Consider the following 18,681-nt stretch of genomic DNA (forward strand, 5'->3'; position numbering starts at 1 on the left):
CAGGAGGAATTAACATGTCCAATCCCGTGCCCGGTGTAAAACATCTGATCGCCGTTGCCTCCGGCAAGGGTGGCGTCGGCAAATCCACAACCACCACCAACCTGGCCATGGCGCTTGCCAATACCGGTGCCCGGGTCGGGATTCTGGACGCCGACCTTTACGGCCCCAGCCAGCCCCGCATGCTGAATCTGAGCGGCCTGCCAGACACCACCGACGGCAAGATTCTGAAGCCTATGGTCGGCCACGGTATCCAGACCATGTCCATCGGCTTTCTGGTGGACGATGAGTCCCCCATAATCTGGCGCGGCCCGATGATAACCCAGGCATTAACCCGGCTGGTGTATGAAACCCACTGGGACAACCTGGACTACCTGATTGTGGACATGCCCCCGGGCACCGGCGACATCCACCTGACCATGGCCCAGAAAATGCCGGTGTCCGGGGCGGTGATTGTTACCACACCCCAGGACATCGCCCTGCTGGATGCCCGCAAAGGGCTGAAAATGTTCGAGAAGGTGAACGTGCCGGTACTGGGTATCATCGAGAACATGAGCACCCACGTCTGCGGCCATTGCGGCCACGAGGAACACATCTTCGGCGAAGGCGGCGCACGGAAAATGGCCGAGGAGGCGGGTACCGAACTGCTCGGAGAGCTACCGCTGGATATCCGCATCCGCACCGGCTCGGATTCGGGCCAGCCGGTATTGGTGACCGATCCGGATGGCACTCTGGCTGCTGCCTATCAGTCAATCGCCACCCGCGTCGTTCACGAACTTGAGGCGCGAGAAAAGGCAAAGTCCGAAAGCGCCAGCACCCGGGCGATGCCCGAGATTGTGATGGAGTAAAATCTGTGGGGTAACCGGCAACGTAAAATCGGTATGCACAAAAAACCCCACCTCCCCGAAAAAACCTGCCCGGTCTGCAGCCGGCCCTTCGCCTGGCGCAAGAAATGGGCGAAAGACTGGGCCAGCGTGGTCTATTGCAGCGAGCGGTGCCGGCGTTCGAAGGCTCAGGCGACATGACCACGGTAGTCTGGTTCAAACGCGACCTGCGCACGGAAGACCACGCGCCGCTCATGGCCGCCAGCAATCTGGGCAAGCCGGTGATCGCGCTATATGTTGTCGAAGATGACTACTGGCAGCAGTCGGATACCAGCGACCGGCAATGGCATTTTATCGCCGATTCGCTGGCGGACCTGGACCGGCAACTGGCCAGGGCAGGCAACCGCCTGACGGTGTTGCGCGGGGATATGATCACCATGTTGGAGAAGCTCAAGCGCAGCCACAAAATCCAGCGTATCTACGGCCACCGGGAAACCGGCGGACACTGGACTTTTGAGCGCGATAAAGCGGTCATTGGCTGGTGCTCGGAACATCAAGTGGAGTTCCGGGAATGGAACCAGTTTGGCGTGGTCCGGCGCCTGAAAGACCGTGATCTGTGGGACAAGGCCTGGACCGACCTGATGCGCCAACCGGTGCTACCCGCCCCGGATCACCTGCCGGCCCCGGATAAACCGGTCGAAGGCACACTTGATCCCGCAGGAATTGAAGTGAATGCCAGCGCACCCTGCCATGACCGTCAGGCCGGGGGCAGCCAGAAGGGTCAGACCCTGCTGAAATCGTTTCTGGACCGTCGCTGCATTGGCTACCAGTACAACATATCGAGCCCGGTTACTGCGGTGAATGCCTGCTCCCGGCTCAGCCCCCACATTGCCTACGGCAGCGTCAGCCTAAGGAACATTTACCAGCAGGCCAAAGCCACCGGCGGCCATCGCAACACTCTGCCCCGGAAACAGAAAAGCCTGACCAGCTTCCGTTCCCGCCTGCACTGGCACTGTCATTTTATCCAGAAACTGGAAGACGAACCGGCGCTGGAATTCCGCGCCATGCACCGGGAAATGGAACAACTGAAGTCCGGCCCTAACGATTCCGAGCGCCTGCACCGCTGGCAGGAAGGCCAGACCGGCTGGCCCCTGGTGGACGCCTGCATGCGGGCCCTTGATCATACCGGCTGGATCAACTTCCGCATGCGGGCCATGCTGATGGCCATTGCCAGCTACCAGTTGTGGCTGCACTGGCGGGATCCGGCGCTGCACCTGGCGCGGCTGTTTACCGATTTCGAACCGGGCATCCACTATTCCCAGACCCAGATGCAGTCCGGCCTGACCGGAATCAATGCCCTGCGAATCTATAACCCGGTCATGCAAAGCCAGAAGCTGGACCCGGAAGGCGAATTCATCCGGCGCTGGGTACCGGAGCTGGCGGGCCTGCCAGCGGAGATGATCCACACCCCGTGGCTGATGACGCCTGCCCAGAAACAGCGGTTTGGTGGCAACACCTATATTGCCCCGGTCTGCGACCATGAACAGGCAGCGCGAGTGGCCCGCAAGGCCGTTGGCGATTTTCGCAAACAGCATGTCAGCCGCTCAGAAACCGATCGCGTTCTGCAACGTCATGGAAGTCGCAAAGGCCCCGTCCAGAAGCGACCAAAAGTGCCATCCGACCGTGATTCGGGCCAGCTGTCCCTGTTTTGAAGCTGGGGTATACTCGAAATAACACCCCGCTTAATCTTTGGCGAAGGAGACGGCCATGGTCAAGCGCCTCGTTATCTGTGCAGACGGCACGTGGAATCGCCCGGAAGACGACCTGCAGACGGATGTTCCAACCAACGTATTAAGGGTGGCGCGGTCTATCCAGCCCATTACCGCCGACGGTCTTCCTCAGCATGTCTTTTATGACTGGGGAATCGGGTCCTACCACAATGCGATCATCGGCGGGATTACCGGCCAGGGAATCCAGAAGAACATCATGGATGCCTACCGGTACATTGTTCAGAACTACACGCCCGGCACGGATATTTACCTTTTTGGGTTTAGCCGCGGCGCCTATACCATTCGCTCTCTGTGCGGGCTCATCAACAACTGCGGCATTCTCAAAAGGCCCGACGCGCGGCTGATTCAGCAGGCCTTCGATCATTACAAGAAAACCGGCGCAGCCTGGAAGCCGAACGGCGCAAAATCCCTGGAATTCAGGAAGGCTCACAGCCACGAATCCCGGGAAATCCGCTTTGTCGGCGCCTGGGATACCGTCGGCGCCCTTGGTGTGCCCTTCTCGCTCATGGGTCTTTTTGATCGCAAGGACGAGTTCTACGACACCAAACTCGGAGGCAATGTGCGCATTGCCCGCCATGCATTGGCCATTGATGAGCGCCGTGAGGACTTCCAGCCCACGCTCTGGGTTCCCCGGGAAGGGCTGGATCTGGAACAGGTATGGTTTGCCGGCTCCCACAGCGACATCGGCGGCGGTTATCCGGCCGATCACCAGGGCCTGCTGGCCTCGGATGCGCCTCTGGAATGGATGGTGCAGCAGGCGATGGATTCGGGGCTGGAGATAGAAGGTCATCTGCTAGCCGACATTAATCCCAGTCCCAGAGCCCGACTGCACAATTCAAGGCGCCACGTTTTCCGTTTCGCCAGGCCGCTGATTCGCGATCTGCAACCAGAGGGAATCCCGACGACCATTCACCCATCAGTTGCTGAGCGCGCTCGGCTGGACCCGGATTACCGGCCACCCAACCGATAGGAAGTCGCCTGGCCCGCTCAAGGCATTAACGCTCTGGCGCCAGTCTGATCACCCGCAAACGCAGAGCATTCACAATAACGCTGAATGAAGACAGCGACATGGCAGCCGCCGCAAAGATCGGTGACAGCAGTATTCCGAAGAAGGGATACAGAACACCGGCGGCAATCGGAACACCCGCAGAGTTGTAAACGAAAGCAAAAAACAGGTTCTGGCGGATGTTGCGCATGGTGGCCAGCGACAACCGGCGTGCCTCCACAATGCCCATCAGGTCGCCGCGCAGCAGGGTGATACCGGCACTTTCGATAGCCACATCGGTTCCGGTGCCCATGGCCACGCCCACATCCGCCGTCGCCAGGGCCGGCGCATCGTTAACACCGTCGCCAGCCATGACCACAACGCGGCCTTCGTCTTTCAGCCGCTGAACGATCTTGCCCTTGTCCTCGGGAAGCACTTCTGCCTCCACTTCATCGATATGCAGTTTGCGGGCAACGGCCTCGGCCGAGACGCGATTATCGCCGGTCAGCATGACCACGCGGATGCCGTCTTTCTGCAGTGCCGATATAGCGGCCGCCGTGGTTTCCTTGACCGGGTCGGCGATGGCGAGCAAACCACAGATTTCACCGTCGATGGCCGTGAAAATGACCGTAGCGCCGTCTTGTCGGAGCTGGTCCGCCTCATCCTCAAAGGCAGACATATCGACGCTTTCAGCTTCCATCAACAGCCGATTGCCCAACAGCACCCGCTTGCCATCAATTGTACCGGTCACGCCTTTGCCATTCGGGGAATCAAAGTCCTCTGCATCCGGCAGCTTCAGATCCATGGACCTGGCTTTGGCCAATATGGCGTGGGCCAGCGGATGCTCACTGCCTTTTTCCAGGCCGCCAGCCAATCGCATCAGTTCGTCATCACTGAATCCCTCGGCTGGAACCAGCTTTGTCACCTGAGGTTTGCCTTCGGTCAGTGTGCCGGTCTTGTCCACCACCACAGTGTCGACTTTCTCCATCCGCTCCAGGGCTTCTGCATCACGAATCAGCACACCGTTCTGGGCGCCTCGCCCGACACCCACCATGATGGACATGGGGGTTGCCAGACCCAGCGCACAGGGGCAGGCAATGATCAGTACACTGACCGCAGCAATCAGCCCGAACGCCATGGGCGGTTCCGGGCCCAATAACGACCAGACAATAAAGGCGATAATGGCGATGAAGATCACCGCCGGCACAAAGTAGCCGGCGACCTTGTCAGCCAACCCCTGGATCGGTGCACGGCTGCGCTGGGCGCTGGCCACCATCTGCACAATCTGCGACAGCATGGAATCCCGGCCAACCTTGTCGGCCCGCATGATGAAGCTACCCTGCTGGTTGATACTGCCGCCGATCACCGGGTCGCCGGATTTCTTGCTGATGGCAAGAGGCTCACCGGTCACCATGGATTCGTCCACATTGGAGCTGCCTTCAAGCACCTCGCCGTCCAACGGCACCTTGTCTCCCGGGCGCACCCGCAGGCGGTCGCCGACCTTGACCTGATCCAGCGACACATCAGCCTCGCTGCCGTCATCGTCCAGCTTTCTTGCCGTCGCGGGAGCCAGATCGAGCAGAGCCTTGATGGCGCCAGAAGTTTTCTCCCGGGCTCGTAGTTCCAGCACCTGGCCAAGTAGAACCAGAACCACGATAACTGCAGCCGCCTCAAAATAGACGGCAACCGAGCCATCCGCCTGCCGGAAAGCATCCGGGAAGACCTGGGGTACCAGTGTCGCCACCAGGCTGTAGATTAACGCCACCCCGGTACCGATGGAGATCAGTGTGAACATGTTCAGATTGCGGCTGACCACTGACTTCCAGCCCCGGTAAAAGAAGGGCCAGCCACACCAGAGCACCACGGGCGTGGCCAGTACCAGCTGGATCCAGTTTGACGTTTGCGGCTCCATGATCTGGTGTAGGCCAATCAGGTGCCCGCCCATCTCAAGCAGAAACACCGGCAAGGTCAGAACAAGACCAATCCAGAACCGCCGGGTCATGTCCGTGAGCTCCTCGGAAGGCCCGTCGTCCAGGCTCACCTCTTCTGGCTCCAGGGCCATGCCACAGATAGGACAGTCCCCCGGCCCCTGTTGGCGAATTTCCGGATGCATCGGGCAGGTGTACATGGTGCCGGGAGGTACCGGACCTTTGACTTCACGACTGCCGGTTGCCTCGTGGTCGTGATGATCGTGGTGATGCTCAGCCATTACCATCTCCAGCCCTACTTGCCGGCCAGTCGGCAAAGGCCAGGAAGTAAAGCAGGCCAAGATTAACCATGGGAATCAGAATAAGAAGGCCCAGCAAGCCAGGGTACCCGGCCCGCTGACAGATTCGCCAAACGGGAACGACCACTGCGACGGCCATCAACAGCATCCAGAGCCAGTGCCCTCCCCACATGGTGTGCCCAAACATATTTCCTTCAAACATGTGCTTATCCTCCGTGTCTGATACGACTATTTAGTGATAATGCCGGCGGACCTGCGCCAATCATGGCACCTGATAAACAATAATGGATCTATTTTACATCATATTGGCCGTTAAAAACGGGCCGAGGGAAGCCCCTGGGCCCGCTAAGATCACAATCAGAACATCACTCGGGCACCGATTACGGCAAACCAGTCCTCGGTACTGCCGCCGGAATCTCTTGCAAGATCGGCAGTGTCACTGTATTTGCGTTCGTGAACCACACCAACGTAGGGAGCGAAGGCGCGGCCGATCAGGTCGTAGCTCAGCCGCAGGCCCAGTTCCGTGGAATTCAGGCCCTTACCGGAACCGATCTCCCGATCTTCGGAAAAGGCCACAAGGCTTTCAAAAGTGGCTGACAGAATCCAGTAATTGGTGATCAGCAGCTCGTACTCGGCCTCAAAATCCACCGAGGCATCGCCTTCGTCACTGACATACAGATTGGTATCCACCTCGAACCAGTAGGGCGCAAGGCCGGTCAGGCCCAGCACGCTGTAAACACGGTCGGTTCCCTCTGGGGTATCCACGCGAACACCCGCCTTGGCGTCCCAGAAATCACTCACCGGAATCTGAGCGACGAACTGGTTCTCCAGACTTTCCCACGCGTTGTGAGCTTCTTCCCACTCACCAGAAAACAACCAGTGGAATTCCAGCTCATCGGTACCGTAGAAGGCTCCACCCTCAACCGCTGCCAGCTCCTCATCTGAATCGCTGTAGCGGTACTCCAGTTTTTCCGCAGACACGCCCCAGAAGGTCTTGGCCGTCTGGGTTTTCTTGGCCGGGTCCTGCTGTGCCAGAGCCGGATTTGCCAGAGCGGCGGCCAGGGCAATGCCCCACAAGAAGGAGATCCGCAACTTCATGACTCCCCTCCCTGTTGCCCGTCTGACTCACCCTGGGCCACAGTGCCCTCCGGGCCGCCCTCAACCACAATCTTGCGGAACATGCCGGATGCCGCGTGGTAAGACAAATGGCAGTGGAACGCCCACTGGCCCGGGGCATCCACTTCCGTTTCCATGTAAACGGTAGTGGCAGGAGCCACGCTGATTACGTGCTTTATCGGGTTCCACTTATCGGCGCCCACGTCCAGGATCGACCACATGCCATGCAGGTGCATAGGGTGGGTCATCATGGTTTCGTTGACGAATTTGAAGCGCACCCGCTCGCCGTATTGCAGAACAACCGGGTCAGCGTCCTCGTATTTCACGCCATTAATGCTCCACTCATAGCGTTCCATATTGCCAGTCAGACGCATCTCGATTTCACGGGTCGGCTCGCGATCTTCGTAAAGCGGGTTCTGGGCTTTCAGATCGGCATAGGACAGAAACTTGCCGCCATTGGCGGCCTGCGGCATCAGGCCACTGCCACTGGCATAGAAAGAATCGCTAGACATGCCCATGTCGGAGTGGTCCATGCCAGACATCATGGAGTGATCCATGCCCTCCATTTTGGAATGGTCCATGCTCTCCATATCACCATGGTTCATGGCACCGTGATCCATGCTGCCGTGATCCATATGCCCGGCCATATCGGCCATCGTCAGTACCGGCGCTTCGCGCATTTCCGGGACCTCGGCGGTCATACCCGCTTCCGTCGCCAGAGTGGCCCGGGCAAACCCCGAACGCCCCATGGATTCGGCGAAAATGGTGTAGGCTTTCTCGTCCCTGATGCGGACAATCACATCGTAGGTTTCCGCAACGCCAATGCGGAACTCGTCCACATTCACCGGCTGCACGTTGTTGCCATCGGCCTGCACCACCGTCATTTCCAGGCCAGGGATGCGGATATCGAAGTAGGTCATGGCAGAGGAGTTGATAAAGCGCAGACGAATGCGCTCACCCGGTTCGAACAGGCCGGTCCAGTTCTGGTCTGGGCCTTTGCCGTTGATCAGGGCCGTGAAACCCTGCACGTCCTCGATATCGGCTTTCATCATACGCATATCGCCCCACATCATGCGGTCCTTCAGCGTGGCCATGACGCCTTTCTCGCCCGACTCGGCGAAAAAGTCACCCACCGTCTGCTGCTGCCGATTGTAGTAATCCGCGGACATTTTCAGGTTGCGCATGATGCGGTCGCCGGAATGGGGATGTTTATCGGTCAGTTGCACCACGTAATCCCGGTCATAGCGGAAGGGTTCGCGGCCTTCCGGTTCGATCACGATGGCACCGTAGGCACCGTTGGGTTCCTGAAAGCCGGAGTGACTGTGGAACCAGTAGGTACCAGCCTGAACAATGGGAAACTTGTAGGTGAAGGTTTCACCAGGCTTGATACCCGGAAAGCTGATGCCCGGCACGCCGTCCTGCTCGAAAGGCAGGATCAGCCCGTGCCAGTGGATGGAGGTCATTTCGTCCAGGTTGTTGGTCACGTTGATAGTCACCTCTTCCCCTTCCTTGAACCTCAGGATGGGGCCAGGAGATGCGCCGTTGTAACCAATGCCTTCCTTCACGAAATCCCCGGTGTCGATCTGCACCCGGTCAACGGAAATATCGTACTCACCAGCGTGAGCTGCCAGAGAGGCAAAACCGGCCAGCATGGCCAGCAGGATAGATTTTTTCATGTCGTACACCCGCTTATTCAAAATCAATGTCGCCGTACATGCCGGCCTGATAGTGGCCCGGCACGTTGCAGGCGAACTCAAGGTCGGTGGCTTTGGTAAAGGTCCAGATGATTTCTTTCGTTTCACCTGGCTCCATCAGCACGCTATTGGGGTCATCGTGTTTCATGGAATGGCCGTCGCCCATGTCCATTTCCATCATCTTGTGATCAATCCGGTCGCCCTTGATCACGCCGTGCTTGACCATCATCTGCATTTCTTCCTGGTGGGCTTCGTGCATGTCTGCGGTCCCGATGTTGAATTCGTGCACCAGGGCGCCCTCATTTTTCACCCTGAAGCGAATGGTTTCGCCGGGCTTCACCGAGATGGATTCGGGCTCGTAGTAGTTATCCATCATGGTGACATCAATGGTGCGGGAGACATCTTCCGCCTTACCCGGCTCGCCCATGGCGCTGTTGCCATGATGACCGCCGTGCTCACCGGCAGCGTAAAGGCTCGAAGATAGGGCCAGCGCAAGGGCGGGAAAGAATGCATTTCTGAGGATTGGGTTCATTATTTTCTCCTGAAAACCGATGGGTATCCTGACAATGGCTGTCACTGTGCCGCAGTAACCTGAATCCTTGCTGAATTTTTCCATGAACAGTTTTTCAGGTTACATTCAGCAAAAGGCCCTAGACTCAGACACTCCTCCGACACGGGAACCGTCATGCGATTGCTTCTGGTAGAAGACGACACCCTGATTGCCGACAGCCTTAACCGGCAGTTGACGGTTGCCGGCTTTACTGTTGATGAAGCCCGGACGGCAAAACAGGCAGAACAGCTGGGTAAGCAGGAAGACTATCGCGCAGTGGTGCTTGACCTTGGCCTACCGGATGGCAACGGACTGGACGTACTGAAAAGCTGGCGGGCCAATAAACTCACCATGCCTGTGCTGATTCTCACCGCCCGGGGCGACTGGCAAGACAAGGTGAATGGCCTGAAAGCCGGGGCCGACGATTATCTGGCCAAACCCTTCCAGACCGAGGAACTGCTGGCCCGGCTAAACGCTCTGATCCGCCGCAGTGAGGGCCGGGTAGAGGCAAAACTGACGGCCGGAGGCTTTGAGCTGGATGAACACCGCCAGTATCTGCAGACCCCGGACGGGCAGGAACACTCCCTGACCGGTACCGAATTCCGCCTGTTGCGCTGCCTGATGAGCCGCCCGGGGCAGCTGTTCTCCAAGGAACAGTTGCTGGAACAGCTCTATAACCTGAACGACAGCCCCAGCAACAATACCATCGAGGCCTATGTGCGGCGGCTGCGGAAAATCACCGGGGCGGACGCCATCGTCACCCGCCGCGGCCAGGGGTATATCTTCAATGCCGTGGATTGATACCCAGAGCTCGATTCGCAAAAGCTTACTGACCCTGCTGCTGCCTGCGGCTATCGCCCTGATGTTCGCCGCCTGGATAGTTCACGGTCTGCTGCTGGAACGTATGGCCCGGGATTTTGTGGAAGACCGGCTGCAGGATGAAGTTGCCTTTCTTGAACACCAGCTACGCCAGTCCGGCCCGGACGAAATCCGCGATATCGCCGAAGGTGACTACTTTGAAGAAGTGTTTCATCACGCTTTCGCCATTCGCATCGGCGAGCAGATGCACAGCTCCCCAGAGCTGTGGACCGAAACCCTTGAACCGCTGCTGGAAGAGCCGCAGAGCGGCTTCGTTCACCAGGGCGACCCCGGAACAGACAGAGCCATTTCCGAGTTTCTGGCTTACCGCAAGGCGCTAACATTGAATGGCCGGCCCGTGGTGATTGTGGTGGCGGAAGATCTGAGCACCCTGCAACACAGCCAGCAGGAGCTGCACCTCTGGACGGCCGTGGTATCCGGCATTCTGCTGGTGTTGCTGTTACTGGCGATCTGGCAGGCCATACGGTTATCGCTCCGCTCCGTAGGCCGCCTTCAGAACGGCCTGAAATCCCTGCAGACCGGCGCCAGCAAAAGGCTGGACGTCAAAGCGCCAGCCGAATTCCAGCCCCTGATCCGCCAGTTGAACCAGCTTCTGGACACCCTGGACCAGCGCCTGACCCGGTCCCGGGATGCGCTTGCCAACCTGTCCCACAGCGTAAAAACGCCGGTTTCGGCCATTCGCCAGGTGCTCGAGGACGAAACCCGCGCCCTGGACCCGGAGATGCGACAGCAACTGGCCCAGAGGCTTTCCGACATAGACCGCCAGCTTGAAAGCGAAATGCGCCGCAGCCGGTTCGCCGGGCCCCAGGCCGGCAAGGCCGCGAAGCCGGTGAGCCAGGCGCGGGACCTGCTGTGGATGCTGGGGAGACTGGACGCCGACAAGAATTTTGAGCTGGAAACGGACCTGGCGCCCGACACCCGCTGGCCCGTGGAAGAGCATGACCTGAATGAAATTCTGGGCAACCTGCTGGATAACGCCGGAAAGTGGTCACGCCAGAGCACGGTGGTCAATCTGGCGGAAAATGGGGAACAACTGATTATCACCGTTGAAGACGATGGCCCTGGCGTCGATCAGCACGCATTTTCAACACTGGGTAAACGCGGCATGCGTCTGGATGAGCAGGTTCCCGGTCATGGTTTGGGGCTTGCCATAACCCGGGAAATCACAGAGCGTTATGGCGGCGGCATGCAATTCAGCAAAGGTACCATGGGCGGGCTGAGGGTCAGTGTTACGCTGTCCAGAGCACAGAACGGATAACAGACCATGAAAATAGGTGAGATCTCGAAGACGACCGGCATTCCGGTAGAAACCATTCGCTACTACGAGAAAATTGGCCTGTTACCGGCACCGGAACGGGAAGCCAGCGGCTATCGATCGTATCGCCAGCATCACCTGGAGCGCCTGCATTTCATACGCCGCTGCCGCAATCTGGATATGGCGCAGGATGAAATACGCGAGTTTATTCGTCTGGCCGATCAACCGGACGCCGATTGCAGCCAGGTTGACGAGCTGCTGGCTCGCCACCTGGCCCATGTCCGCAAGCGACTTGAAGAGCTGACCCACCTGGAAGAAACCCTGATTCAGCTTCAGACTGCCTGCTCCCAGGGCCGCACTGTGAGTGAATGCGGCATTCTTGGCGGACTCTATTCCGAAGACTTGCCAGAGCCAGGGGCCCAGGGCGATAACCACATTCCGGGCACTCACGGCCCGAATTCCTGAAACATGTTGACTCTGTAGCAACTACAGGCTTTTAACTACCGTTAAATCGTTAACGGGAGATCATCATGGCATGCAACAGCTGTTGCGCTCCGCAACCCGGACAGCCCGACCCGCGCTTTCGCAAAGCGCTATGGTTTGCCCTGTGGGTGAACCTGGCGATGTTCGTGGTGGAAGGTTATGCCAGCCTTCAGTCCGGCTCTGTTTCCCTGATGGCCGACGCCATCGATTTCTTCGGGGACAGCGCGAACTATATTCTGTCGCTGACCGTGCTCTCCATGGGCATGCTCTGGCGTGGGCGGGCAGCGATGGTGAAAGGCATCACCATGGCCCTGTTTGGCGTGGCCGTACTGGGACGTGCTGCCTGGGTGGCCCAGAGTGGCATTACACCGGAACCTTTCACCATGGGCGCTATCGGCTTGCTTGCTCTGGCGGCCAATGTTGCGGTAGCCATCACCCTGTTCCGGTTCCGGGCCGGCGATTCCGATATGCGCTCGGTATGGTTGTGCAGCCGAAATGATGCCATTGGCAATCTTGCGGTGATGGCGGCAGCCCTGGGTGTGTTCGGCACCGGTTCTGCCTGGCCTGACCTTGCCGTGGCTGCCGTAATGGGCGGGCTCGCAATTACTGCTGGCGTCAGCGTTGTGCGACATGCCAGGGCCGACATCCGTCAGGCCCGGGAAGATTCAACTGTCGGGCAAGGGTTCGAAGTCCGTTAGACGGTACTGGCGTTCGTCGTCAGCAATCATGGCGTGACCGTCGTAATTGATAAACATGGGGTAGCCGTAATTGCGGTCATAAGAGACTTCCAGGGTCTCGACGTTCTTGCCCACGGCTTTTTCAATGAACAGGAACAGGCCGTCCACTGTTAGCCGCTGGGCGCCGTCCTCCGTGAGATTTTTCAGCGGCTGCTCCAGGCCCTTTGAGGACACGACCGTGCCCTGCTCAACTATCAGGCGAATGGGCTGTACCAGTTCCTGGGGGCAATAGCAGGTCATTTGCGCAGTGACCGAATAATTCACAACCCCGGATTCCCGCCAGAGCTGGCGAGCTTCCTGCAGGTTAGCCGGTGGTTTGGCGCTGACGTCGCTTTCGCCCGCACCGGATACGGCGTTCGAGCCGCAACCCCCCAGAAAAAGCAGGACGGATAGGATGGTCGCTTTACCCAACCCCATCAGAACGTCCTCCGTGCCAACCGTGCAGCACCGCCCAGCCCTGCCAGCAGCCAGAACCAGCCCAATGAGCCACCGCCACCGCTGCTACCGCCGCCGCTGGAACTGGTCGTATCTGAACCGGCGTCGGCATCCGTTGGCTGGCCATCAGGATCCTGGGTATCGTCTTCCGGCGTGGGATCCGGGTCGGTGCTTTGATTGACGGTGATCTGGGTTAGCAGCGTATCGTTGTCCGACAGTATGTCTTTCACCTCACCACTATTGCTGACAAGGGCAACGCCATTTGCCAGATTCACTTCGGAACTGGCTCCGGCGATTCCCTGGACTGTCAGAGTCAGTCTGGCCTGGGCTGGCGCCTCCGGGCAGCTAAAGCTGTTTGACGACGTCACTGTGCAGATGGCGCCATTGAGTGTGACTTCCTCTAGGGTACCCTCGCCGTCACCAATGGAACCTTCAACCACCAGGCCATCGGCGGGTTGTGCAGCATCGCTGTAGATCACATCGAACGTGCTCTGGAACGCCTGGCCCTGATCGATTTCTATCGGATTTCCGGTAGCGGACTCTATGCCGGCATCGGCGGGGAAGTTGAAGCATTGTTCGACGGCGCCGAGGGAAGAGATCTCGTCTCTCATATAGTCAATCGAACACGACGAAAAGCTGGTGAATGAAGATTGGACCCTTGGGCTCATGATGTGTTCACCTGCAGGACAGCTGTTGTTTTCACCGTCGTGCCGTGCCCCGAAGTTATGTCCGATTTCATGGGCGACGATAATCGCGGTCGTAGAATCAGAATTACTCGCTCTGGATAATCCGCTAGCGGCCCCAAATCGGTTACACAGTGACCCTAGGTAGGCGATGCCTGCGATACCGTCTTCCAACGAACGACCGGTAATAAAATGGAAGATGGATTGGGAACTCTCCAGAAACCCGATTTCACCATTGCCTCGTTTGTTGGCAATGTCTGTCAGCAAGTCACTCGCATTGCTCGTACCACTGAAAATTCCACTGTCCAGATAGATAAGTGACAGAGTGTCAAAAATAACCCCCAGCTGAGCCTGGTAGAAACCCTCAACCATGTTGATGATGGCCCCGGCACGGGTCTTGTAGTTTGCGAACCGGTTCTGAAATTCCAGATCGAACGCCAGTTCAAGCTCAAGCATCAGGCAGGCGCCACCGACCTCATCAGCGCAAAGAGTGTCGTAGTTGGCGGAGACGGCCTGGGCCATGGCTTTGCTGGCCAGGCTGTCCGGCGTAATACTGCTATCGGCATGAAGATGGTCCACACCGCACTGTGGCGCCTGGTCGGGACTGAAGCTGAAAGAGGCAACCTGCTCATGTTCACCTCCGCTTTTTATGGTGTGCAGCCGGTTGAAGGCAAAAGCCAGGCCTTGCCAGCCATCCTCCAGCCGGGTGACGCGGATCCAGCTGGCTGGGTCCTCGGGAAAATGGCCCTGGTAATGGCGGCCCTCGCCGGAATCAGCCAGCTCGTTGATGCGACTGGGGGTGAGTTCTGCCTCGTAGCCATGGCCGCCAATCCAGAGTTCTTTGACAATCGCGCCCGACTCTGCGGACAACGCTTGTGCGGCTAACATCAGGCCTGCAAGCACGGCCAAAGCAAACTGTATAGACTTGTTGTACATATCAACGCTCATTCAGACACGGTTTTCCCGAACCTAACCGATAAACCGGGCTCTGGCTGTGTTCATTCAGTAACGACTTGTATTTATGCGAAATAACGCCAAAAACCGAACATTTATCCGGTACTGGGCCTGGCTGCTGGTTGCAGGCGGCGCACTGATCATGCTTCAGGGGGTCATCAGTCTGTATCCGCCCCTGGGCCAGGGGCTGGAATGGTCACGGGCAGAAATGGCTGCAGGACAATGGTGGCGACTGCTTACCGGCCACTGGATACATCTGGGATTTGTCCATCTGGCACTGAATCTCGGCGGGCTGGCGCTTTTACCCTTGCTGTTCGGGCGCAGCCTGCCAGCCGTCTGGGCAACCGGGTATCTTCTTGCAGCGCCCGTTGGCATATCGCTGGGGCTGCAGTGGGCAGTTCCACAACTGGACTGGTACCGGGGCTTTTCCGGCTGTCTTCACGGGCTGTTCGTGTTTATGGCCCTGGCCGGCCTTCGCCAACAACCTGTCTGGCACGGCCTGTTATTGGCGGGCATGGCTCTGAAGCTCGGCTTTGAGGCAGTCTATCCGTCTGGCACCGCTTCCTTCATTGGCGCCGCCGTAATCTACCAGGCCCACTGGCTGGGCGCGCTGACCGGGCTTTTTGCCGGAGGGCTATTCCTTGCGAGTCAGCGATGGATGCTCAGGGAATAACCAGAGCCACCATCACCGGAATAAACGCCAGCGCAAACAGGGTACTCAGCAGAGTGGTGCCCGCGGCCTGGCGCGGTGAGGTATCCAGCAGGGTGGCGATCACCACGGTATTGGCGGCCATCGGCGTTATCGAGATCAGGAAAATGGCCTGATGCACCGCCAGGTCGTAGATCCCGAACCAGTTTGCATCCAGCCACCAAAACGCCAGTGCCGCCAGAGGCCAGGACACAAACTTGCCGAAAAACGACAGCGCGGTGAACCGCAGGTTCCCCGCCAGACCCCGCACCGACATGATACTCATGCCAATGATCATCATGCCGAGGATGCTGTAAGCGCCCCGCAGGTTGTCAAAGAGCGGCACAAACACCTCCGGAATCGATAACCCGGACAGGTTCAGCATCACCGCTAGTACAAAGGCATAAACCGCGGGCAACCGGGCCACTCGCGCCAGAGCATCACCGATGCTGTAGCGACCCCTGGCGGCCAGATAGAAGCCCAGCGAGTTTTCAAACAGCGACGTTCCCAGCATGCACACGACATACAGGGCCAATCCTTCCTGACCAAACAGCAGCAGCGCCACCGGAATACCAAAATAGCCAGTGTTGCCGGTACCCACCGCCAATGGCATCAGGTTCGCGCTTTCATCCTTGACCACACGTTTGGCCACGGCCAGATGCAGTATTCCGAGCACCGAACAGAGGCTATACGTCAGTACCGGCAGCAGAATCACAGCGGGTGAAAGGGGTGCCGCCATAACGCCGGAGAAAATAACCGATGGCGTTACGATGTACAGCATGATGCCGGCAATGTGCCGGCCGCTGGCTTCAAGGTAGCGGCCGGCAATCCAGCCCAGAAGGACCGTCACATATAGAGGAAGGAGTTTGTAAAAAAGAGCGAACGCTGCGGCCATCAGGGCTCCGAGGGGGCTGGTAAGGACCAGATTCTAGCACCCCAGCGGAGCCCCGTTCAGCCAATCGTTACAGACGTGGTTGCTCAGCTATTAGCCAAACAGTTTCACGGCCAATTCAGCCACGTGCTTACCCTGATAACGGGCAATATTCAGCTCTTTCTTGCTGGGCTGGCGTGCGCCATCGCCACCGGCAATGGTTGAAGCCCCGTAAGGTGTGCCGCCATTGGTTTCCGATATGTCGAAGAAATCCGGAATACCGTAACCGAGGGGCACGATCACCATGCCGTGGTGTGCCAGCGTGGTCCAGAATGAGCTGATGGTGTGCTCTTGCCCGCCGCCTGTGCCGGTTGATGTAAACACGCTGGCCAGTTTGCCGTGGAGTTTTCCGTTGGCCCACAGCCCGCCGGTCTGATCCAGGAAGGTGCGCATCTGCCCGGACATGTTACCGAAACGGGTAGGTGTGCCAAAAATCACGGCGTCGTATTCTGGCAGTTCCTTGGGATCTGCCAAAGGCGCTGACTGATCCGACTTGCCGCCGGCACCGGCAAACGCTTCATCGGACATGGTTTCCGGTACGCGCTTGACCGTTACTTCAGCGCCGCTCACGCCTTTGGCGCCCTCAGCTACCGTATTCGCCATGGTTTCAATGTGCCCGTACATGGAATAATAAAGAACGAGTACCTTTGCCATACTGTAAATCCTCCTGCTTTTGCAGTTATTGATACCTGAAGAGTACTCTCCTGCCATGGCAGGAAAAACCGGAAGATTTCATTCGCTTTATTCAGAATATCTGATCGAGTTCCCAGTTTCTGACTCGAAGGGTTTGCGTACAGGTGTACGCTGAAGTACTGTAGCGCCATGAATGACTCTACTCACTATCGGATTGAAGAATGGCTCAACAGCGCTACCCACGGGCTCGGCGCTGTTCTCAGCGCGGTCGGCACCATTTTGCTGATTGTCGCTGCCAGCCAGCTGGGGGATATGTGGAAGCTGGTCAGCTTCAGTATCTTCGGGGCGTCGCTGATACTCCTCTATTCCGCATCGGCGCTTTACCATGGCACCCGGCGGCCGCAGCTGAGGGCCCTGTTCAAAACCCTGGACCACTGCGCCATTTTCCTGCTGATCGCTGGAACCTACACACCGTTTCTGCTGGTTAACATGCGCGACACCACCGGCTGGACGCTAATGGTCATTATCTGGTCACTGGCCATTACGGGCGTGGCTCTGAAGTTCGTGTTCGGGAATCGCTTCAAGCTGGCCAGGGTGGGGATATACATTGCCATGGGCTGGCTGATTGTCTTCGCCTCGTCAGATCTGGTCGCCAGTCTCAGTGACCAGGCGCTTTACCTTATGATTGCCGGCGGTATCGCCTACACCGCCGGGGTTGTTTTCTATCTGGCTGACCGTGTCCCGTACATGCACGCGATCTGGCATCTGTTTGTCATTGGCGGCAGTGCGTTACATTTCAGCGCGGTTTACTACGGCGTGCTGCCCTACGTTTCACCTGCCTGAGACACGAGGCCAGGCAGCTACCTCCAATGCCCTCACCTCCGAGCGCGACTACCACCTCCGGGCTATACCTCTCAATCTACTGTTTTATATGCCTTTTTATAGAATCACGCGATAGAAAAAGCAATGACTCCGGACAACATCGGAGGCAACCTGTCAATCTTGATATTTCTCAATTCTACGGCCCCAGCCCGCCATTACAGTCACTCCATATCCCACCATCCATGATATGGAGCGCATTATGGACACAAACGCCGTCGCCACCCGGAGCGAGCAGAACCGGGCTCTTGGGCTATCGACCCTGGCATTCACCCTCTGCTTTGCCGTGTGGACCATTTTTTCCATTATCGGCATCCGGCTAAAGCAGGAATTCGGTCTCAGCGATACCCAGCTTGGCCTGCTGATGGCAACGCCGATTCTGACCGGCTCTATCAGCCGCCTTTTCCTGGGCATCTGGACCGACCGCTTTGGCGGTCGGCTGGTGTTCAGTGTGCTAATGCTGGTGACTGCGGCCTGTGTCTACGCGCTTACCCTGGCCACCAGTTACGGCATGCTGCTGGCCGGTGCACTGGGGGTGGGACTGGCAGGCGGCGCCTTCATTGTGGGCGTTACCTACACCTCCGCCTGGTTTGAGCCCGGTAAGCAGGGCACCGCTCTGGGCATATTCGGGGCGGGCAACGTGGGTGCAGCCATCACCAACTTTGGCGCGCCTTTCCTGCTCGTGGCCTTTGGCTGGGAGTACACCGCGCAAATCTATGCCGCCATTCTTGCGGTTATGGGCATCGTTTTCCCAATGATCGCCCGGGAGGATCCGCTGGCATCACAGCGGGCAGCAAGGCGGTCCCAGTCGTTCGTTCAGCAGCTCAGCCCACTGGCTGACCTGCGGGTATGGCGCTTTTCCCTGTATTATTTCTTCGTTTTCGGGGCCTTTGTCGCTTTAGCCCTCTGGCTGCCCCACTATCTGATTCAGGTTTACGGAC

19 protein-coding genes and 1 pseudogene are annotated in these 18,681 nt (G+C 58.2%); 11 read left to right on the forward strand and 9 right to left on the reverse strand.

Going from position 1 to position 18,681, the window contains the following annotated elements; genetic code table 11:
• Window positions 1-14: 14 nt before the first annotated feature.
• Genes apbC through E5Q11_RS09175 form a run of 4 tightly spaced genes read left to right on the forward strand, consistent with a single transcriptional unit; the run spans window position 15 to window position 3,581 of the window.
• Window positions 15-845, forward strand: a complete 831-nt coding sequence (gene apbC, locus E5Q11_RS09160; protein WP_135803087.1) for an iron-sulfur cluster carrier protein ApbC — start codon at window positions 15-17, stop codon at window positions 843-845.
• A 33-nt stretch (window positions 846-878) separates the two neighbouring features.
• Window positions 879-1,022 (forward strand): DUF2256 domain-containing protein, encoded by a 144-nt coding sequence (locus tag E5Q11_RS09165; protein WP_135803088.1) that lies wholly within the window; start codon window positions 879-881, stop codon window positions 1,020-1,022.
• Complete coding sequence (locus E5Q11_RS09170; protein ID WP_135803089.1) at window positions 1,019-2,533, forward strand: FAD-binding domain-containing protein; 1,515 nt, start codon at window positions 1,019-1,021, stop codon at window positions 2,531-2,533. Before E5Q11_RS09165 ends, E5Q11_RS09170 begins: the two co-directional genes overlap by 4 nt.
• A gap of 55 nt (window positions 2,534-2,588) precedes the next feature.
• A complete protein-coding gene (locus E5Q11_RS09175) occupies window positions 2,589-3,581 on the forward strand; it encodes a DUF2235 domain-containing protein (RefSeq protein ID WP_135803090.1) in 993 nt (330 codons plus the stop codon).
• Window positions 3,582-3,606: 25 nt separating this feature from the next.
• Here E5Q11_RS09175 and E5Q11_RS09180 read toward each other — a convergent pair whose 3' ends face one another.
• From E5Q11_RS09180 to E5Q11_RS09200, 5 genes are all read right to left on the reverse strand, one after another.
• Window positions 3,607-5,709: a copper-transporting P-type ATPase gene (locus E5Q11_RS09180; RefSeq protein WP_449806439.1), complete on the reverse strand. Its 2,103-nt coding sequence runs from the start codon at window positions 5,707-5,709 to the stop codon at window positions 3,607-3,609.
• An 88-nt stretch (window positions 5,710-5,797) separates the two neighbouring features.
• Complete coding sequence (locus E5Q11_RS09185; RefSeq protein WP_135803092.1) at window positions 5,798-6,025, reverse strand: hypothetical protein; 228 nt, start codon at window positions 6,023-6,025, stop codon at window positions 5,798-5,800.
• 155 nt (window positions 6,026-6,180) lie between these two features.
• Window positions 6,181-6,921, reverse strand: coding sequence for a copper resistance protein B (locus E5Q11_RS09190; RefSeq protein ID WP_135803093.1), 741 nt, complete (start codon window positions 6,919-6,921; stop codon window positions 6,181-6,183).
• Complete coding sequence (locus E5Q11_RS09195) at window positions 6,918-8,615, reverse strand: copper resistance system multicopper oxidase (RefSeq protein ID WP_135803094.1); 1,698 nt, start codon at window positions 8,613-8,615, stop codon at window positions 6,918-6,920. Before E5Q11_RS09195 ends, E5Q11_RS09190 begins: the two co-directional genes overlap by 4 nt.
• Window positions 8,616-8,628: 13 nt before the next feature.
• Window positions 8,629-9,165: a cupredoxin domain-containing protein gene (locus E5Q11_RS09200; protein ID WP_135803095.1), complete on the reverse strand. Its 537-nt coding sequence runs from the start codon at window positions 9,163-9,165 to the stop codon at window positions 8,629-8,631.
• Between the two features lie 153 nt (window positions 9,166-9,318).
• Here E5Q11_RS09200 and E5Q11_RS09205 point away from each other — a divergent pair, with 153 nt between their 5' ends.
• From E5Q11_RS09205 to E5Q11_RS09220, 4 genes are all read left to right on the forward strand, one after another.
• Window positions 9,319-9,984, forward strand: a complete 666-nt coding sequence (locus E5Q11_RS09205) for a response regulator transcription factor (protein WP_135803096.1) — start codon at window positions 9,319-9,321, stop codon at window positions 9,982-9,984.
• The gene (locus E5Q11_RS09210; protein ID WP_135803097.1) at window positions 9,971-11,320 is read left to right on the forward strand and encodes an ATP-binding protein; all 1,350 of its coding nucleotides are present in this window, start codon (window positions 9,971-9,973) and stop codon (window positions 11,318-11,320) included. The genes E5Q11_RS09205 and E5Q11_RS09210 overlap by 14 nt, the downstream gene beginning before the upstream one ends.
• Window positions 11,321-11,326: 6 nt before the next feature.
• Window positions 11,327-11,782 (forward strand): Cd(II)/Pb(II)-responsive transcriptional regulator, encoded by a 456-nt coding sequence (gene cadR, locus E5Q11_RS09215; RefSeq protein ID WP_135803098.1) that lies wholly within the window; start codon window positions 11,327-11,329, stop codon window positions 11,780-11,782.
• 65 nt (window positions 11,783-11,847) lie between these two features.
• Window positions 11,848-12,498: a cation diffusion facilitator family transporter gene (locus E5Q11_RS09220; protein WP_135803099.1), complete on the forward strand. Its 651-nt coding sequence runs from the start codon at window positions 11,848-11,850 to the stop codon at window positions 12,496-12,498.
• On the opposite strand, the gene E5Q11_RS09225 is transcribed toward E5Q11_RS09220, so the two are convergent.
• Window positions 12,466-12,954: a DUF6174 domain-containing protein gene (locus tag E5Q11_RS09225; RefSeq protein ID WP_135803100.1), complete on the reverse strand. Its 489-nt coding sequence runs from the start codon at window positions 12,952-12,954 to the stop codon at window positions 12,466-12,468. The two genes, E5Q11_RS09220 and E5Q11_RS09225, sit on opposite strands and share 33 nt — an antisense overlap.
• Window positions 12,954-14,603 (reverse strand): M12 family metallo-peptidase, encoded by a 1,650-nt coding sequence (locus tag E5Q11_RS09230; protein ID WP_135803101.1) that lies wholly within the window; start codon window positions 14,601-14,603, stop codon window positions 12,954-12,956. The genes E5Q11_RS09225 and E5Q11_RS09230 overlap by 1 nt, the downstream gene beginning before the upstream one ends.
• Window positions 14,604-14,676: 73 nt before the next feature.
• Between E5Q11_RS09230 and rrtA the strand changes: the two genes are divergently transcribed.
• Window positions 14,677-15,282: a rhombosortase gene (gene rrtA, locus E5Q11_RS09235; RefSeq protein WP_135803102.1), complete on the forward strand. Its 606-nt coding sequence runs from the start codon at window positions 14,677-14,679 to the stop codon at window positions 15,280-15,282.
• Here rrtA and E5Q11_RS09240 read toward each other — a convergent pair.
• Complete coding sequence (locus E5Q11_RS09240) at window positions 15,272-16,192, reverse strand: AEC family transporter (RefSeq protein ID WP_135803103.1); 921 nt, start codon at window positions 16,190-16,192, stop codon at window positions 15,272-15,274. The genes rrtA and E5Q11_RS09240 overlap by 11 nt on opposite strands.
• A 90-nt stretch (window positions 16,193-16,282) precedes the next feature.
• Window positions 16,283-16,882 (reverse strand): NAD(P)H:quinone oxidoreductase, encoded by a 600-nt coding sequence (wrbA, locus tag E5Q11_RS09245; RefSeq protein ID WP_135803104.1) that lies wholly within the window; start codon window positions 16,880-16,882, stop codon window positions 16,283-16,285.
• A gap of 168 nt (window positions 16,883-17,050) precedes the next feature.
• Here wrbA and trhA point away from each other — a divergent pair, with 168 nt between their 5' ends.
• Together trhA and E5Q11_RS18080 are read left to right on the forward strand one after the other, a co-directional pair.
• Entirely contained in the window at window positions 17,051-17,704 is a 654-nt protein-coding gene (trhA, locus tag E5Q11_RS09250) for a PAQR family membrane homeostasis protein TrhA (RefSeq protein WP_135803105.1), read from the forward strand.
• A 238-nt stretch (window positions 17,705-17,942) separates the two neighbouring features.
• Window positions 17,943-18,680: pseudogene (locus E5Q11_RS18080) on the forward strand (MFS transporter); the annotation flags it as partial.
• Window position 18,681 lies beyond the last annotated feature (1 nt).

It is taken from the genome of Marinobacter confluentis (assembly GCF_004785685.1).
Taxonomy (GTDB): domain Bacteria; phylum Pseudomonadota; class Gammaproteobacteria; order Pseudomonadales; family Oleiphilaceae; genus Marinobacter; species Marinobacter confluentis.

Coding starts and splice junctions, on each gene's coding strand:
- E5Q11_RS09200 (WP_135803095.1), bottom strand. CDS start 9,165: ATGAACCCAATCCTCAGAAATGCATTCTTTCCCGCCCTTGCGCTGGCC.
- E5Q11_RS09225 (WP_135803100.1), bottom strand. CDS start 12,954: ATGGGGTTGGGTAAAGCGACCATCCTATCCGTCCTGCTTTTTCTGGGG.
- cadR (WP_135803098.1), top strand. CDS start 11,327: ATGAAAATAGGTGAGATCTCGAAGACGACCGGCATTCCGGTAGAAACC.
- E5Q11_RS09185 (WP_135803092.1), bottom strand. CDS start 6,025: ATGTTTGAAGGAAATATGTTTGGGCACACCATGTGGGGAGGGCACTGG.
- E5Q11_RS09210 (WP_135803097.1), top strand. CDS start 9,971: ATGCCGTGGATTGATACCCAGAGCTCGATTCGCAAAAGCTTACTGACC.
- E5Q11_RS09220 (WP_135803099.1), top strand. CDS start 11,848: ATGGCATGCAACAGCTGTTGCGCTCCGCAACCCGGACAGCCCGACCCG.
- E5Q11_RS09165 (WP_135803088.1), top strand. CDS start 879: ATGCACAAAAAACCCCACCTCCCCGAAAAAACCTGCCCGGTCTGCAGC.
- trhA (WP_135803105.1), top strand. CDS start 17,051: ATGAATGACTCTACTCACTATCGGATTGAAGAATGGCTCAACAGCGCT.
- E5Q11_RS09190 (WP_135803093.1), bottom strand. CDS start 6,921: ATGAAGTTGCGGATCTCCTTCTTGTGGGGCATTGCCCTGGCCGCCGCT.
- apbC (WP_135803087.1), top strand. CDS start 15: ATGTCCAATCCCGTGCCCGGTGTAAAACATCTGATCGCCGTTGCCTCC.
- E5Q11_RS09180 (WP_449806439.1), bottom strand. CDS start 5,709: ATGCATCCGGAAATTCGCCAACAGGGGCCGGGGGACTGTCCTATCTGT.
- wrbA (WP_135803104.1), bottom strand. CDS start 16,882: ATGGCAAAGGTACTCGTTCTTTATTATTCCATGTACGGGCACATTGAA.
- E5Q11_RS09205 (WP_135803096.1), top strand. CDS start 9,319: ATGCGATTGCTTCTGGTAGAAGACGACACCCTGATTGCCGACAGCCTT.
- E5Q11_RS09230 (WP_135803101.1), bottom strand. CDS start 14,603: ATGAGCGTTGATATGTACAACAAGTCTATACAGTTTGCTTTGGCCGTG.
- E5Q11_RS09175 (WP_135803090.1), top strand. CDS start 2,589: ATGGTCAAGCGCCTCGTTATCTGTGCAGACGGCACGTGGAATCGCCCG.
- rrtA (WP_135803102.1), top strand. CDS start 14,677: ATGCGAAATAACGCCAAAAACCGAACATTTATCCGGTACTGGGCCTGG.
- E5Q11_RS09195 (WP_135803094.1), bottom strand. CDS start 8,615: ATGAAAAAATCTATCCTGCTGGCCATGCTGGCCGGTTTTGCCTCTCTG.
- E5Q11_RS09170 (WP_135803089.1), top strand. CDS start 1,019: ATGACCACGGTAGTCTGGTTCAAACGCGACCTGCGCACGGAAGACCAC.
- E5Q11_RS09240 (WP_135803103.1), bottom strand. CDS start 16,192: ATGGCCGCAGCGTTCGCTCTTTTTTACAAACTCCTTCCTCTATATGTG.